We start from the raw sequence: 15,538 nt of genomic DNA, 5'->3' as shown, positions 1-15,538 counted from the left end.
AAGGCGGGGCCCCGATGGCTTGCGCCACCGGGGCCCCGCCCTTGCTGGTTGGGTTACTCGTCCGCGCCTGCGGTGGCGGCGGTGCCAGCGGCAGTGCCACCGAGGTCGGCCGGGACGGCGTCCGGAACTTCAACCGGCTTCTCCGCGCCTCGGAAGACGAGCTTGGAGTTGTCGATGTCGTTCGGGTCGCCCTCGCAGTCCACCACGACGATCTGACCCGGGGTCAGCTCGTTGAACAGGATCCGCTCGGAGAGGTTGTCCTCGATGTCGCGCTGGATCGTGCGACGAAGCGGACGGGCACCGAGCACCGGGTCGAAGCCCTTCGCGGCCAGGTACTTCTTGGCGTTGTCGGTCAGCTCCAGACCCATGTCCTTGTTGCGCAGCTGGCCCTCGATCCGCTGGATCATGATGTCCACGATCGAGAGGATCTCGGTCTGGCGCAGCTGGTGGAAGACGATGGTGTCGTCGATCCGGTTGAGGAACTCAGGCCGGAAGTGCTGCTTGAGCTCGTCGTTGACCTTCTGCTTCATCCGGTCGTAGTTGGACTCGGAGTCCTCCGACTGCTGGAAGCCCAGCGACACCGCCTTGGCGACGTCTCGGGTGCCCAGGTTGGTGGTCAGGATGATGACCGTGTTCTTGAAGTCCACGATCCGACCCTGACCGTCGGTGAGCCGACCGTCTTCGAGGATCTGCAGGAGCGTGTTGAACACGTCCGGGTGGGCCTTCTCGATCTCGTCGAAGAGGACCACCGAGAACGGCCGACGCCGCACCTTCTCGGTCAGCTGCCCGCCCTCGTCGTAGCCGACGTAGCCGGGAGGGGCACCCACGAGCCGCGACACCGTGTAGCGGTCGTGGAACTCGGACATGTCCAGCTGGATGAGGGCGTCCTCGCTGCCGAAGAGGAACTCGGCGAGCGCCTTGGACAGCTCGGTCTTACCGACACCGGACGGACCGGCGAAGATGAACGAGCCCGACGGGCGCTTCGGGTCCTTCAGGCCGGCCCGGGTACGCCGGATCGCCTTCGAGACCGCCTTGACCGCGTCCTCCTGGCCGATGACGCGCTTGTGCAGCTCGTCCTCCATGCGCAGCAGGCGCGAGGTCTCCTCCTCGGTCAGCTTGTAGACCGGGATGCCGGTCCAGTTGCCGAGCACCTCGGCGATCTGCTCGTCGTCAACCTCGCTGACGACGTCCAGGTCACCGGCCTTCCACTCCTTCTCCCGCTGAGCCTTCTGGCCGAGGAGCTGCTTCTCCTTGTCGCGCAGCTGGGCAGCGCGCTCGAAGTCCTGCGCGTCGATCGCGGACTCCTTGTCGCGACGCACCTGGGCGATGCGCTCGTCGAAGTCACGCAGGTCTGGCGGCGCGGTCATCCGACGGATCCGCATCCGGGCGCCGGCCTCGTCGATCAGGTCGATCGCCTTGTCCGGGAGGAAGCGGTCGGAGATGTACCGGTCGGCCAGGGTCGCGGCAGCCACGAGGGCAGCATCCGTGATGCTCACGCGGTGGTGAGCCTCGTAGCGGTCACGCAGACCCTTGAGGATCTCGATGGTGTGGGCCAGCGACGGCTCACCCACCTGGATCGGCTGGAACCGGCGCTCGAGAGCGGCGTCCTTCTCCAGGTGCTTGCGGTATTCATCAAGGGTGGTGGCACCGATGGTCTGCAGCTCGCCACGGGCCAGCATCGGCTTGAGGATGCTCGCGGCGTCGATCGCGCCCTCGGCGGCACCCGCACCCACCAGGGTGTGGATCTCGTCGATGAACAGGATGATGTCGCCGCGGGTGCGGATCTCCTTGAGCACCTTCTTGAGGCGCTCCTCGAAGTCACCGCGGTAGCGGGAACCGGCGACGAGCGCGCCCAGGTCGAGCGTGTAGAGCTGCTTGTCCTTGAGGGTCTCGGGCACCTCGCCCTTGATGATCTTCTGGGACAGGCCCTCCACCACAGCGGTCTTACCGACGCCGGGCTCACCGATCAGGACCGGGTTGTTCTTGGTACGGCGGGAGAGCACCTGCATGACCCGCTCGATTTCCTTCTCGCGCCCGATGACCGGGTCGAGCTTGCCCTCGCGGGCGGCCTGAGTCAGGTTGCGGCCGAACTGGTCCAGCACCAGGCTGGTCGACGGCGCGGCCTCACCCGGGGCGGCGCCCGCCGCGGCAGGCTCCTTGCCCTGGTAGCCGGAGAGCAGCTGGATCACCTGCTGGCGGACCCGGTTGAGGTCGGCGCCGAGCTTCACCAGCACCTGGGCAGCGACGCCCTCGCCCTCACGGATCAGCCCGAGCAGGATGTGCTCCGTGCCGATGTAGTTGTGGCCGAGCTGCAGCGCCTCGCGCAGCGACAGCTCCAGCACCTTCTTGGCCCGCGGCGTGAACGGGATGTGCCCGCTCGGTGCCTGCTGGCCCTGGCCGATGATCTCCTCGACCTGCTGACGGACGCCCTCAAGGGAGATGCCGAGGCTCTCCAGGGCCTTTGCCGCGACGCCTTCACCTTCGTGGATCAGGCCCAGCAGGATGTGTTCCGTACCGATGTAGTTGTGGTTGAGCATCCGGGCCTCTTCTTGGGCCAGGACGACAACCCGTCGCGCTCGGTCGGTGAACCGCTCGAACATGCCCTCGTGCTCCTCACGTGCCGTGCGCCTTGATGGTCAAGATCTTGGCGGGGCCGGTGCACGAACGTCCGGGACGGGCGTCCGTGCCTCCTTACTCTATCGTCGCTGACCGACTCAGCTGAGGTCGTGTGTCTCTGCTCTGGGTCGGTTCCACGTCGTTTTGAACAACCGTCCGCGCTCAGGAGGTGTTCCGGTAGCCCTGTCGCTACGCGCAGAGCGAAATCCGACTGGCTCGACGGAGGCCCGATCCGGGCTCCGGATGCGTTCCAGAGGGCTCCCGGAGGGCAGAACAGCGGTCGCGAAGGACGCCGCACTCGACCCTGGGGACGGTTTTCCACAGGCTGTGGATAGCTGCTCCACTGGTTGTGGACAACGTCGGCCGCCCCGGATTGCTTCCCGGTCGGGAACGGCCACAACAACGCCGGCCCGAAACGGACATAACGACGCCGGTCCGCAGCGGCGACGCCGGCCCACGGCGGATACGGCGACGCCGGCCCGGAGAACTCCTCCGGCCCGGCGTCGGTGTCGCCTGCGGTGGCGGCTGGCCACCAACCTGCTGACAGATCAGCGCTTTGCGTGGAACTCGTCCACGATCTCCTGGGGGATACGACCCCGGTCCGAGATGTCCTTGCCGGCCTTCTTGGCCCACTCCCGGATCGCCTTGTTCTGTTCCCGATCGGCGGTCGCGCCACCCCGACCGCGGGCAGCCCGTCCACCGATCACCACGCCGCCCCGGCCGACCTTGGTGCCGGCACCCACGTACGAGGCAAATGCATCGCGCAATTTCGCGGCGTTGGCACTCGACAGGTCGATCTCGTACTGAACGCCGTCGAGGGCGAACTTGACGGTCTCGTCCGCGTCCCCACCGTCCAGGTCATCGACCAGCTTGTGAATGATCTGCTTGGCCACGTCCCACATTCCTTTCGAGCAGGGGAATCCTGCTAACGAGAGCACAATAACCCGCGCGCCACTTGCCGCGTCAATAGGATCCCGTTACGGCTCGGCGTGAGTGTGGGCGGGACTACTCCTGGCGGACCAACGGGAAGAGGATGGTTTCCCGAATTCCGAGCCCGGTCAGGGCCATCAACAGCCGGTCGATTCCCATTCCCATACCGCCGGCCGGCGGCATTCCATACTCCATCGCCCGAAGAAAGTCCTCGTCGAGACGCATCGCCTCGTCGTCGCCACGGGCGGCGAGCTGCGCCTGGGCGATCAGCCGTTCCCGCTGCACGATCGGGTCGACCAACTCGGAGTACGCGGTGCCCAGCTCGAAGCCGAGCACGTAGAGGTCCCACTTCTCGGCCAGCCCCGGCTCGCTGCGGTGCGCCCGGGTGAGCGGGCTCGTCTCCTCCGGGTAGTCCCGTACGAAGGTGGGTGCCTGCAGGCCCGGAACGACGAGTTCCTCGAACAGTTCCTCGGCCAGCTTGCCCGGGCCCCACTTCGGGTCCACGGCCAATCCCACCTTGTCCGCGTACTCCACCAGGCGGGAGTGTTCGGTGCGGACCGTGACCTCCTCACCCAGTGCTTCGGAAAGCACACCGAACAACGTCACGGACCGCCACTCGCCGCCCAGGTCGAACTCCCGACCGTCGGCGTGGGTCACCACCGTCGAGCCGCTGACCGCGATCGCCGCCTGTTGCACGAGATTGCGGGTCAACTCGGCCATCGTGTCGTAGTCGCCGTACGCCTGGTACGTCTCCAGCATCGCGAACTCGGGCGAGTGCGAAGAGTCGATACCCTCATTACGGAAGTTGCGGTTGATCTCGAAGACGCGGTCGACGCCGCCGACCACGGCACGCTTGAGAAACAGTTCCGGAGCGATTCGCAGATACAGATCAGTGTTCAACGCATTGCTGTGGGTCACGAACGGTCGGGCCGTCGCACCCCCATGCAGCAGTTGCAACATCGGCGTTTCCACCTCGATGAAGCCCTGCCCGTGCAGCGAATCGCGCAGACTGCGTACGGCGGCAGCTCGGGTGCGCACCATCTCCCGTGCCTGCGGCCGGACGATCAGGTCGACGTAACGCTGCCGAACGCGGGCCTCCTCGGAGAGGGGCTTGTGGGCCACCGGAAGCGGTCGCAACGCCTTGGCGGTCATCTCCCACTGCTGGGCCAACACCGACAGCTCACCCCGCCGGCTGGTGATCACCTCTCCGGTGACGCCGACGTGGTCGCCGAGGTCGACCAGGCGCTTCCACGCCTCCAGCCGCTCCGGCCCGACCCGGTCCAGGGAGAGCATCGCCTGCAACTCGGTGCCGTCGCCGTCCCGGAGAGTCGCGAAGCAGAGCTTGCCGGTGTTGCGTACGAAGATCACCCGGCCGGTGACCGCGACCTGGTCACCGGTCGCGGTGTCGGTCGGCAGGTCGGCGTAACGGGCCCGGACCTGCGCCAGGGTGGCCGTACGGGGGAAGCCGACCGGGTAGGGCTCGACGCCTTCGGCGAGCATCCGGTCCCGCTTCTCCCGGCGGACCTTCATCTGCTCGGGAAGGTCGTCGGCGGGGTCCACTGGTACGGGGTTCTGCTCGCTCACGGCACGCTTCCTCGTCACGGAGATACAGGGGTCAGGCCCGAGCGTACTCAAGCGGTCCGGAGGCTGTTACGGGATAACCTGCCCGACATGGTCGATCACACTCACGCCCTGTCGTTCGGTGCCGCCGCGAGTGATTACGACCGATTTCGGCCACGTTATCCCGAGGCTGCGGTCCGCTGGGCACTCGACGGGCTGAGCAACGCACAGGTCGTCGATCTCGCCGCGGGCACCGGCATCCTGTCCCGCGCCGTGCTGGCCCTGGGCCACGAGGTCGTACCCGTCGAGCCTGATCCGGGGATGCGGGCGCAACTCGCGAACGCCACGCCGGGCACGACGGCGCTGGCGGGCAGCGCCGAGGCCCTGCCGTTACCCGATGCGGCGGCGGACGCGGTGCTGGTCGGGACGGCCTACCACTGGTTCGACCGAGAGCCCGCGCACACCGAGATCGCCCGGGTGCTGCGCCCCGGTGGCACCTTCGCCCCCATCTGGAACATCCGGGACGACCGGCTCGACTGGGTAGCCGAGCTGAGCCGGATATCTGACATACGTGACAAAGCCGGCGACTATGCCGAGAAGTACGCCGACTTCGGCCCCGCGTTCGACGCCATCGAGTCGCGCGAGTTCACGCACCGCCGCACGCTCACGCCGGACGAGTTGTTCGGCATGATCCGCACCCGGTCGTACTGGCTCACCGCCTCCAGCGAGGATCAGCGGCGGGTCGAACGCGAACTCGCCGAACTCCTGGACACCCACCCCGCCCTGGCTGGTCGGGAGACCGTCGAGCTGCCGTACCGGACGCTTGTGCTGCGCGCCCGACGGCGCTGACGCCAACGGGGGTTCCCGGGCAGCCCGGCCGGCGCAGGGATCAAGCCTGACCGCCCGGAGCCGGTCGGGCTGCCCGGAAACCCTCCCCGCAAGCGTCAGAGGTTGCGCTCGTAGACCATCCGCAGGCCGATCAGCGTGATCATCGGCTCGTGGTGGGTGATGCTGCGACACTCGTTGATCACCAGGGAGGCGAGGCCGCCGGTGGCGATCACCGCGCGCACCTCGCCCAACTCCTCGGTCATCCGCTCGACGATCCGGTCCACCTGGCCAGCGAAGCCGAAGTACAGGCCGGCCTGGAGGCACTCCACGGTGTTCTTGCCGATCACCGAGCGGGGCTTGGTGGCCTCGACCTTGCGCAGCTGGGCCGCGCGGGCGGCCAGCGCGTCAAAGGAGATCTCGATGCCCGGTGCGAACGCGCCGCCGAGGAACTCGCCGCGCTCACTGATCACGTCGAAGTTGGTGGTGGTGCCGAAGTCCACGACGATCGACGGCCCGCCGTAGAGGGTGTACGCAGCCAGGGTGTTCACCACCCGGTCGGCGCCCACCTCCTTCGGATTGTCGATCGCCAACTGCACCCCGGTCCGCACCCCGGGCTCGACGACGACGCTCGGCAGGTCGGCGTAGTAGCGGCTGAGCATGGTGCGCAGCGACCGCAGCGCGGCCGGCACCGTGGAGCAGGCGGCCACACCGGTGATCTCGACGTTGTCCCCGGCGAGCAGACCCCGGAACATCAGGCCCAGCTCGTCGGCTGTCGAGCGGGCATCGGTCTTGATCCGCCAGGAGTGCACCAGCTTGTCGCCGTCGAAGGTCGCCAGCACGGTGTTGGTGTTTCCGATGTCGATGCAGAGCAGCACGCACGCAGCCTAGACAACTACTCGGTGCGCAGGTCCAGCGCGATGTCCAGGATCGGCGACGAGTGCGTCAGCGCACCCACCGAGAGGAAGTCGACGCCGGTGGCCGCGTACCGGCCGGCCACCTCCAGGGTCAGCCCGCCGGTCGCCTCCAGCTCCGCTCGGTCGCCCACGGCGGCCACCGCCTCGGCCAGCACCTCCGGAGTCATGTTGTCGCAGAGCAGAAAGTCTGCCCCGGCCTCGACCGCCTCCACCGCCTCGTCGACAGTTGTCACCTCGACCTGCACCGGCACCTCGCCGAACGCCTCCCGGACCCGCCGGTAGGCCGCCGTGATACTCCCGGCCGCCAGCTTGTGGTTGTCCTTGATCATGGCCACGTCGTAGAGGCCCATCCGCTTGTTGGTGCCACCACCGGCCCGCACCGCGTACTTCTCCAGCGCCCGAAGACCCGGCGTCGTCTTGCGGGTGTCCAGCACCATCGCCTTCGTGCCGGCCAGCGCGTCCGCCCACGCGCGGGTGTGGGTGGCCACCCCGGACATCCGGCAGAGCAGGTTGAGCGCCGTCCGCTCGGCCGTCAGCAGCAGCCGGGTCGGCCCGGTCACCGTCGCCAGCACGTCGCCGCGGGCCACCCGCTCGCCGTCGCGGGCCAGCACCGACACCTCGACGGTACGACCGAAGCCCGTCACCTCGCCCACCAGCTCGAACACGGCGGCGGCCACCGCCATCCCGGCCAACACCCCGTCCGCGCGGGCCACCAGGTCGGCGGTGTCCGTCTGCTCCGCCGGGATGGTTGCCACGCTGGTTACGTCCAGGAAATCCGGGCCCAGATCCTCGATCAGCGCGCCCTCGATCACCTGCCGCACCTGCGCCGGGTCCAGCCCAGCCGCCCGCAACGCCGCCCGCGTCGGCTCCGTCATCGTCGCCTCCTTCGTTCCCGACTGCGGGGCTCGCAAGATCGGCTCACTCCTCGCGCTCACTGGATCCCCTCCCACTGTTGCGTCACCCGGCCCTGCGCCCCGACCGCGCCGACCAGATGGCCCAGCCACTGCTCGTCGGACGTCGGGAAGTCCTCCCGCCAGTGGCAGCCCCGGGTCTCACCACGGGCGTACGCGGCAGCGACCAGCGCCGACGCCACGGTGAGCAGGTTCGTCGCCTCCCAGTCGGCGGTCCGCGGTCGGCCCCGGGCAACGCCCAACTCGGTAAGCGTCCCGGCCGTCTCGGCCAGCGTCGCCGCGGATCGGAGCACCCCGGCCCCCCGGGTCATCGCCCGTTGCAGGGCCGGCGTCGACGCTGCGGGCAGAACCCAGCCCGCACCGCCACGCCAGGCACCGGTGTCCGCCGGCTGAGCCTGCTCGGGCAGGCCGGCCGCGATGTCCTCGGCGATCCGCCGGGAGAAGACCAGACCCTCCAACAGCGAGTTGCTGGCCAGTCGGTTCGCGCCGTGCACGCCCGTGCAGGCCACCTCGCCGCAGGCGTACAGGCCGGGGATCGAGGTGCGGCCGCGCAGATCCGTCCGGACCCCGCCGGAGGCGTAGTGGGCGGCCGGCGCCACCGGGATCAGGTCGGTCGCCGGGTCTACGCCGATCGCCAGGCAGGAAGCCACGATGGTGGGGAACCGACCGGCCAGGAAGTCGCCGCCCAGGTGTCGTGCGTCGAGGAAGACGTGGTCCGCGCCGGTGGCCAGCAGCACCCGGTGGATGCCCTTGGCCACCACGTCCCGGGGTGCCAGCTCGGCCAGCTCGTGCTGGCCCACCATGAACCGCTTGCCGTCCGCGTCCACCAGGTAGGCGCCCTCGCCGCGCAGCGCCTCGGAGACCAGCGGCTGCTGCGCGTGCCCGGCACCGGGCACCCCCGTGCCGGACGGGGTGATCAGGGCGGTCGGGTGGAACTGGACGAACTCCAGGTCGGTGACGGCCGCGCCGGCCCGCAACGCCAGCGCCACCCCGTCCCCGGTGGAGACCGCCGGGTTGGTGGTGGCCGAGAAGATCTGCCCCATCCCGCCGGTGGCGAGCACCACCGCACGGGCCAGCAGCGCGCCGACGCCGTCCTCGCTGCCCTCACCCAGCACATGCAGGGTGATCCCGCAGGCCGGGCCGAGCCCATCTGGGCCGTCACCCGGCGCGCGCAGCAGGTCCAGCACGAGGGCGTGCTCGACCAGCCGGATCCACGGGTCGCGCTGCACCGCGGCGTGTAGGGCCCGCTGCACCTCCGCGCCGGTAGCGTCCCCGCCAGCGTGCACGATCCGGTCCGCCCGGTGCCCGCCCTCACGGGTCAGCATCAGTGAGCCGTCCAGGTTTCGGTCGAACTCGGCGCCGATCCGGATCAGCTCACGAAGGCGGGCCGGGCCCTCCTCGACCAGCACCCGGACCGCCTCCGGGTCGCACAGCCCGACCCCAGCGACCTCGGTGTCCCGGGCATGCGCCGCCGGGGTGTCGGCCGGGTCGAGCACGGCGGCGATGCCACCCTGCGCCCACCGGGTCGAGCCGTCGTCAATGTTGACCTTGGTAACCACCGTGACGTGCAGGCCCGCCTCACGCAGGTGCAGCGCCGCGGTCAACCCGGCCACGCCGGAACCCACCACGATCACGTCGGTGGTCTCCACCCAGCCGGGTGCGGGCGCGGCCAGCAACCCGGGCAGGGGAGGCAGGTCGACGGTCGGAAGGTCCATCCCCTCAGTCAACCCGAACCATCCTCGCCCGGGGCGGCGGGGGCGGGACGAGTGTTTTGGGCGACCCCGTCCGCCGCCGACCGCGCCGAGCCGACCGTCAGGCCGTGGTCACTTCGTCCGGACCGGTAAGCCAGCCGGGCCTGCGCCCTTCAGCGAGGCGCTCACCGTACGGTCGCTGAGCCACAGATAGCAGCGGACGCCCCGATCACCGACCTTCCAACGCCCCGCCCCCGGCGGGCGGACCACCACACCGCTACGGAAGCGCAGGTTGGTGTCGTCCGGCACGCCCGTGTACCGGGCGAGGGCGCTGCGACAACCCGTGTAGAGCGGCACCCAGTCGGCGTCCTTGGTCGGGTACGCCATCTCCGGCGCGCGCCACACCCCGACGAACTCGGCGTCGTGCTGCTTGCCGCACTCCACCGGGATCAGCGTCTGCACACCCCGGCCGGCGCCGCCACGGGTCTGCTGGCACCCGAGCCGCAGCCCAGCGGGCCCCTTCAGCGCGTCCCGCAGGCTGCCGGACCGGACCACGACGGTAGCTGCCGCCTCGGTCGTGGTCAGCTCGGTAAGGTCGCACCGGAACCACCGGGAGCCCGCCGCCCAGCCCAGCCCGTTGGGCAGCGCCACGGACAGCCGCAGCCGGCCCGCCCGCCAGTCGTCGCCCACGTAGCCGGTCGCCCGGGTGTCGCACTCGGCGAACGCGCCGCGCAGCTCCGCCGATCCACCCGCCGGGGCGGTCGCCCGCTCGACCGGGAACGCCCCCACGTGCACGGTCTCCAGCCGATGCGGGCCGGCGCAGTCCACCGGCTCGTAGCTGGCCAGGCTGACCAGATCGGTGAAGTCGGCGGCGTGACACACACCGGCGGCCGGGGTGAACGCCGACGGTGCCGGCAGCGCCGCCCAGTCGTCGGTCAGGTCACCGTCCAGGTCACCGGACCCGGCACAGCCGGCCAGCAGCGCTGCCGTGGCAACAGCGGCGAACAGTGTCGTCATCGCACTGCGCATAGCGGCCTCCCCCAGCCACCGGCCGGCTTCCGCCAGCGCGCCCAGGGTAACCGGAAATGACCTTCCGGTAACAGACCGGAAGCGCGGTACGCGGGATCAGACTCCGGACACAGCCAGCGGGCTGGGCACCGGGTTTCCGGCCGTGCCGGGAGCAGCCGCAGCCGGATCGACGCCCAACTCGATCACCCGGTTGTCGGCGTCTACGTGCACGACCCGCGGCCGGTAGGACCGGGCCTCGGCATCGTCCATCTGCCCGTATGAGATCAGGATGACCAGGTCACCGGGGTGGACCAGGTGCGCGGCGGCACCGTTGATGCCGATCACGCCGCTACCCCGCTCACCTGGGATCACGTACGTCTCCAGCCGGGCACCGTTGGTGATGTCCACGATCGCCACCTGCTCGCCGGGGAGCAGGTCGGCGGCGTCGATCAGGTCCTCGTCCACCGTCACCGAACCGACGTAGTGCAGGTCGGCCTGGGTCACCGTGGCTCGGTGGATCTTCGACTTGAGCATGGTCCGCAGCATCGGGGTGGCCTTTCGCGGGATTGGTGGAGGGTGGTGCGGCCGGGTCAGCGGCGCGGGGCGAGGTGGATCGCCGCGTTGTCGATCAACCGGGTGGCGCCCACCCACGCGGCGATCACCAGCCGGGCCGGCCCGGATACCGGCCCCGGCTCCAACTCGGGATCGGTGAGCACCAGGTAGTCGAGGCGGGCACCGGACGTACCGGCACCGAACGCGGTGTGCGCGGCGGTCAGCACCGCCCCCGCGTCCAGGCCGTCGTCGGCGGCGCGCGCACCGGCCCGCAGCGCGGCGGACAGGCTCAGCGCGGCGGCCCGCTCCGGCTCGCTCAGATAGCGGTTGCGGCTGGAGAGCGCCAACCCGTCCGACTCTCGGACGGTCGGCACACCGACCACCTCGACCGGCACGTCCAGGTCGCGGGCCATCCGCCGGACCAGGGTGAGCTGCTGGTAGTCCTTCTCGCCGAAGAACGCCAGGTCCGGCTGGGTGAGCTGGAGCAGCTTCAACACCACGGTGAGCACACCGTGGAAGAAACCGGGGCGGCTCGCCCCCTCCAACTCCCCGCCGAGCGGGCCCGGGTCGAGGCGTACGCGGGGCTGCCCGTCCGGGTACATGTCCGCCACCGACGGGGCGAAGACCAGCTCGGCACCGGCCCGACGGCAGACCTCCAGGTCGGCGTCGAGGGTGCGCGGGTAACGGTCGAAGTCCTCGTTCGGCCCGAACTGCAACGGGTTCACGAAGATCGTCACCAGCACGTGATCGGCCTGTTCCCGGGCCGCGCGCAGCAACGTCTCGTGCCCGGAGTGCAGCGCGCCCATGGTCATCACCACGCCGACCGTGCCCTTCAGCCCAGCCCGGGCCTCGGCCAACTCGGCGCGCGTGTGCACCACCTGCGTCATGCGGCCACCTCCCTAGCGTTGTCTGCCAGCACGCCGAGCAGCGACTGCGCGTCCACCGGTTGCAGCCGGCCGGCGGCGATCGCCCGGTCGGCGGTACGACGTGCCAACGCCAGGTACGCGGGGACGGATTCCGGCGCGGTGGCCGCCAACCGGGCCAGGTGCCGCTGCACGGTACCGGCGTCACCACGGGAGACCGGACCGGTCAACGCGTCGTCGCCGAGCCGCAGCGCGTTCTCCAGAGCTGCCCGCAGGAGCGGGGCGAGCACCTTCTCCGGCCGGGACACTCCGGCGTCCCGCAACCGGTCGGTCGCCTCGTTGACCAGGGTCACCAGGTGATTCGCGCCGTGGGCCAACGCAGCGTGGTAGAGCGGGCGGTCCGACTCGGCCACCCACTCGGGCACGCCACCGAGGTCGGCGACCAGCCGGGCAGCCAGTGGGCGCAACTCCGCCGGGGCGGTCACCCCGTACGAGATGCCGTCCAGACGGGCCAGGTCGTCCGGCGTACCGGTGAAGGTCATCGCGGGGTGTAGGGCGAGCGGCCGGGCGCCGGCCGCGACGGCCGGCTCCAGCACGGCGAGGCCGTGCGCTCCCGAGGTGTGCGCGACGATCTGACCCGGATGCAGGGCGCCCCGCTCAGCGAGGTCGGCCACCACGCCGGCCAGGGTGTCGTCCGGCACCGCGATCAGCAGCAGGTCAGCGGCGGCGTGGGCCACGGCGGTGACCGGGCGACGAGGCACCTCGGGCAACAGCAGGGCGAGGCGGGCTCGGCTGGCTCCGGAGCTGCCGGAGACAGCGACCAACCGGTGCCCGGCGGCGGCGAGCGCGGCGCCCAGCACGGCGCCGACCCGACCGGCGCCAACGACACCGACGGTGAGCAGACGGGAGGTGGCGCGGGCGCCGGGAACGGCGCGATCCCACGATGCGGCAGGCCCGGATGGGGCGGCCGGACGCGGGCGCAACGGTGCGCTCATGACGACGATCCAGTCCTCGAGAAGGGGTACCGGTCGATCGCAAGTATGCGCCCGGCCCACCGAACCCGGACAAGCATGTGTGAAAACCTTCACCACCGCCGGAAGCACCCCCCGCCACCGTCCCCGCTTGCCACCGAAACGCCGCCCACCAGCGCGTTCCCGCGACCACCTTGATCAAGTGATGAAAAATAGGCACTCGGATCGTTTCTGACCTACTTTTCATCACCTGATCACCGCATGACGCACCCTGGACCTGGAGTGACCTGATGCCGATCGCCTGGCGAGACGCGATGAGCCGAGCCCTCTACGGGCCGGGCGGCTTCTTCGTTGCCGGCACCGGGCCGGCCGACCACTTCCGCACCAGCGTGCACGCGTCCCCAGCCTTCGCCACCGCCCTGCTGCGCCTTGTCGAACAGGTGGACTCGGCCCTCGGCCACCCGGACCGGCTCGATGTCGTTGACGTGGGCGCTGGTCGAGGAGAACTGCTCCGCGCCCTGCTGGCGTCCGTCGGGGTTGCGGTGGGGGTTTCCGTCCGTCGGTCGCCCGACGAGCCGTCGTTGGTCACCGCCCGCCCGTCGCTTGCGGAGCGGGTCCGCTTCACAGCAGTCGAGTACGCCGCCCGCCCCGAAAACCTGCCCGAAGAGATCAACTGGACAGCCGAGATCCCCACCGAGATCAACGGATTGTTGATCGCCACCGAGTGGCTGGACAACGTGCCGCTAGACGTCGCGGTGCACACCGACGACGGCTGGCGATACCTGCTTGTCGATCCCGGCAGTGGTGCAGAGACGGTTGGTGAGCCGGTCAGCCCCGCTGATCATGATTGGCTCACGAAGTGGTGGCCCAGCCCCACGAGCCCGCCCAGTACCCCGAATCCGGTGGTGACCGGGGCGGACACGACAAGCGAAAGCGAGTCGGGTTTCCGGGCAGCCCGGCCGGCGGAGGGATCAAGCCTGACCGCCCGGAGCCGGCCGGGCTGCCCGGAAACCCCCCACCACGACCACCACGACCACCGCGCCGAGATCGGCCGGACCAGGGACGATGCCTGGGCAGATGCGGTCGGCAGGATCAATCGAGGGCTCGCGGTGGCAATCGACTACGGACACCTGAGGGAGGCACGACCGGTCGACGGGACGTTGACCGGTTACCGGGGTGGGCGACAGGTGCCCCCGGTGCCCGACGGGTCGAGTGACGTCACCGCGCATGTGGCCATGGACTCGGTCGCCTCCGCTGGTGCGGCGGTCGCCCGGTGCGCGTACTCCCTGGTCTTGCAGCGGGAAGCGCTGCGGGCGCTCGGGGCCGACGGCGGGCGACCGCCGCTCAGCCTGGCCGGCACCGACCCGGCCGGCTACGTGCGGGCGCTGGCCGCCGCGTCGGCGGTGGCCGAACTGACCGACCCGGCCGGGCTCGGCGGGCACCTGTGGCTGCGCCAGCCGGTCGGCATCCCGTTCGGGCCGGCCGTGGCACGATGACGGGCATGACCACCGACGCCGGGGCCCTCCGTGAACTGACCGTCGGCACCGGGGCCGGGCTGATCGCCGGCACCGGCGATCAACAGCTCGGCACCGACATGGTGCTGAACATCGGCCCGCAGCACCCCTCCACCCATGGTGTGCTGCGGTTGAAGCTGGTGCTCGACGGCGAGCGGGTGGTCGCGTGCGAACCGATCGTCGGTTACATGCACCGGGGTGCGGAGAAGCTCTTCGAGGTGCGTGACTACCGGCAGATCATCGTGCTGGCCAACCGGCACGACTGGCTCTCGGCCTTCTCCAACGAGCTGGGTGTGGTGCTCGCGGTGGAACGCCTGATGGGCATGGAGGTGCCGGAGCGGGCCACCTGGCTGCGGATGGCCCTCGCGGAGCTGAACCGGGTGCTCAACCACCTGATGTTCCTCGGCTCGTACCCGTTGGAGATCGGGGCGATCACGCCGATCTTCTACGCCTTCCGGGAGCGGGAGACCATCCAGGCGGTGATGGAGGAGGTCTCCGGCGGCCGGATCCACTACATGTTCAACCGGGTGGGTGGCCTCAAGGAAGAGGTGCCGTACGGGTGGACCGGGCGGGCCCGCGCGGCGATCGGCGAGGTACGCCGTCGGTTGCCCGACCTGGACCACCTGATCCGGCGCAACGAGATCTTCCTGGCCCGCACCGTCGGCGTGGGCGTGCTGTCCGCCGCGGACGCCGCCGCGTTCGGCGCGTCCGGGCCGGTGGCCCGCGCGTCCGGGCTCGACCTGGACCTGCGCCGCGACGACCCCTACCTGGCCTACGACGAGTTGGACGTGCCGGTGGTCACCCGGAGCGCCGGGGACTGCCACGCGCGTTTCGAGGTGCTGCTCGACCAGGTGTACGCGTCGCTGGACCTCGCCGAGCAGTGCCTCGACCGGGTGGACCGGCTGACCGGGCCGATCAACACCCGGCTGCCGAAGGTGCTCAAGGCGCCGGAGGGGCACACCTACGCCTGGACCGAGAACCCGCTCGGCATCAACGGCTACTACCTGGTGTCCAGGGGCGAGAAGACGCCGTGGCGGTTGAAGCTGCGCACCGCCTCGTACGCGAATGTGCAGGCGCTGGCCACCCTGCTCCCCGGCTGCCTGGTCCCGGATCTGATCGCGATCCTCGGGTCGATGTTCTTCGTGGTCGGCGACATCGACAAGTGAGCCGAGCCGCCTGA

The 15,538-nt window shown here is 70.2% G+C and carries 13 protein-coding genes; 3 read left to right on the top strand and 10 right to left on the bottom strand.

Going from position 1 to position 15,538, the window contains the following annotated elements; translation table 11 throughout:
- Positions 1–53: 53 nt before the first annotated feature.
- The 3 genes from IF46_RS0120565 to lysS all read right to left on the bottom strand — a co-directional run bounded on the left by IF46_RS0120565 (position 54) and on the right by lysS (position 5,130).
- Positions 54–2,600, bottom strand: coding sequence for an ATP-dependent Clp protease ATP-binding subunit (locus IF46_RS0120565; RefSeq protein WP_030489975.1), 2,547 nt, complete (start codon positions 2,598–2,600; stop codon positions 54–56).
- 564 nt (positions 2,601–3,164) lie between these two features.
- On the bottom strand, positions 3,165–3,509 hold the full coding sequence (locus IF46_RS0120560; protein WP_036392792.1) for a histone-like nucleoid-structuring protein Lsr2: 345 nt from the start codon (positions 3,507–3,509) through the stop codon (positions 3,165–3,167).
- 112 nt (positions 3,510–3,621) lie between these two features.
- Entirely contained in the window at positions 3,622–5,130 is a 1,509-nt protein-coding gene (lysS, locus tag IF46_RS0120555; protein ID WP_030489973.1) for a lysine--tRNA ligase, read from the bottom strand.
- A gap of 87 nt (positions 5,131–5,217) precedes the next feature.
- Here lysS and IF46_RS0120550 point away from each other — a divergent pair, with 87 nt between their 5' ends.
- The gene (locus IF46_RS0120550) at positions 5,218–5,955 is read left to right on the top strand and encodes a class I SAM-dependent methyltransferase (protein ID WP_030489972.1); all 738 of its coding nucleotides are present in this window, start codon (positions 5,218–5,220) and stop codon (positions 5,953–5,955) included.
- A gap of 95 nt (positions 5,956–6,050) precedes the next feature.
- On the opposite strand, the gene IF46_RS0120545 is transcribed toward IF46_RS0120550, so the two are convergent.
- The 7 genes from IF46_RS0120545 to IF46_RS0120515 form a co-directional block, all read right to left on the bottom strand.
- Positions 6,051–6,809, bottom strand: a complete 759-nt coding sequence (locus IF46_RS0120545; RefSeq protein WP_030489971.1) for a type III pantothenate kinase — start codon at positions 6,807–6,809, stop codon at positions 6,051–6,053.
- 17 nt (positions 6,810–6,826) lie between these two features.
- Entirely contained in the window at positions 6,827–7,723 is an 897-nt protein-coding gene (gene nadC, locus IF46_RS0120540; protein ID WP_030489970.1) for a carboxylating nicotinate-nucleotide diphosphorylase, read from the bottom strand.
- Between the two features lie 56 nt (positions 7,724–7,779).
- The gene (locus IF46_RS0120535) at positions 7,780–9,474 is read right to left on the bottom strand and encodes an L-aspartate oxidase (RefSeq protein ID WP_030489969.1); all 1,695 of its coding nucleotides are present in this window, start codon (positions 9,472–9,474) and stop codon (positions 7,780–7,782) included.
- Positions 9,475–9,582: 108 nt separating this feature from the next.
- A complete protein-coding gene (locus tag IF46_RS0120530) occupies positions 9,583–10,479 on the bottom strand; it encodes a septum formation family protein (protein ID WP_030489968.1) in 897 nt (298 codons plus the stop codon).
- 96 nt (positions 10,480–10,575) lie between these two features.
- Positions 10,576–11,004 carry an aspartate 1-decarboxylase gene (gene panD / locus IF46_RS0120525; RefSeq protein WP_030489967.1) on the bottom strand — a complete coding sequence of 143 codons (429 nt, stop codon included), beginning with the start codon at positions 11,002–11,004 and terminating at the stop codon, positions 10,576–10,578.
- A gap of 44 nt (positions 11,005–11,048) precedes the next feature.
- The gene (panC, locus tag IF46_RS0120520; protein ID WP_030489966.1) at positions 11,049–11,897 is read right to left on the bottom strand and encodes a pantoate--beta-alanine ligase; all 849 of its coding nucleotides are present in this window, start codon (positions 11,895–11,897) and stop codon (positions 11,049–11,051) included.
- The gene (locus IF46_RS0120515) at positions 11,894–12,868 is read right to left on the bottom strand and encodes a Rossmann-like and DUF2520 domain-containing protein (protein ID WP_030489965.1); all 975 of its coding nucleotides are present in this window, start codon (positions 12,866–12,868) and stop codon (positions 11,894–11,896) included. The genes panC and IF46_RS0120515 overlap by 4 nt, the downstream gene beginning before the upstream one ends.
- Before the next feature lie 266 nt (positions 12,869–13,134).
- On the opposite strand from IF46_RS0120515, the gene IF46_RS0120510 reads away from it, so the two are divergent.
- Both IF46_RS0120510 and IF46_RS0120505 read left to right on the top strand, forming a co-directional pair.
- Positions 13,135–14,340 carry an SAM-dependent methyltransferase gene (locus tag IF46_RS0120510; RefSeq protein ID WP_030489964.1) on the top strand — a complete coding sequence of 402 codons (1,206 nt, stop codon included), beginning with the start codon at positions 13,135–13,137 and terminating at the stop codon, positions 14,338–14,340.
- Entirely contained in the window at positions 14,337–15,524 is a 1,188-nt protein-coding gene (locus IF46_RS0120505) for an NADH-quinone oxidoreductase subunit D (protein ID WP_198041487.1), read from the top strand. The genes IF46_RS0120510 and IF46_RS0120505 overlap by 4 nt, the downstream gene beginning before the upstream one ends.
- Positions 15,525–15,538: the final 14 nt, after the last annotated feature.

Source organism: Micromonospora chokoriensis (assembly GCF_000718555.1).
Lineage (GTDB): Bacteria > Actinomycetota > Actinomycetes > Mycobacteriales > Micromonosporaceae > Micromonospora > Micromonospora chokoriensis_B.
Note: the sequence above shows the minus strand (reverse complement) of the source record. Positions and strands in the feature narration are given on the sequence as shown.

What these genes read in the sequence shown, in the direction of transcription:
- IF46_RS0120550 (WP_030489972.1), top strand. Translation starts at nt 5,218, where the DNA reads ATGGTCGATCACACTCACGCCCTGTCGTTCGGTGCCGCCGCGAGTGAT.
- IF46_RS0120530 (WP_030489968.1), bottom strand. Translation starts at nt 10,479, where the DNA reads ATGCGCAGTGCGATGACGACACTGTTCGCCGCTGTTGCCACGGCAGCG.
- panC (WP_030489966.1), bottom strand. Translation starts at nt 11,897, where the DNA reads ATGACGCAGGTGGTGCACACGCGCGCCGAGTTGGCCGAGGCCCGGGCT.
- IF46_RS0120510 (WP_030489964.1), top strand. Translation starts at nt 13,135, where the DNA reads ATGCCGATCGCCTGGCGAGACGCGATGAGCCGAGCCCTCTACGGGCCG.
- IF46_RS0120535 (WP_030489969.1), bottom strand. Translation starts at nt 9,474, where the DNA reads ATGGACCTTCCGACCGTCGACCTGCCTCCCCTGCCCGGGTTGCTGGCC.
- IF46_RS0120565 (WP_030489975.1), bottom strand. Translation starts at nt 2,600, where the DNA reads ATGTTCGAGCGGTTCACCGACCGAGCGCGACGGGTTGTCGTCCTGGCC.
- IF46_RS0120505 (WP_198041487.1), top strand. Translation starts at nt 14,337, where the DNA reads ATGACGGGCATGACCACCGACGCCGGGGCCCTCCGTGAACTGACCGTC.
- nadC (WP_030489970.1), bottom strand. Translation starts at nt 7,723, where the DNA reads ATGACGGAGCCGACGCGGGCGGCGTTGCGGGCGGCTGGGCTGGACCCG.
- IF46_RS0120515 (WP_030489965.1), bottom strand. Translation starts at nt 12,868, where the DNA reads ATGAGCGCACCGTTGCGCCCGCGTCCGGCCGCCCCATCCGGGCCTGCC.
- panD (WP_030489967.1), bottom strand. Translation starts at nt 11,004, where the DNA reads ATGCTGCGGACCATGCTCAAGTCGAAGATCCACCGAGCCACGGTGACC.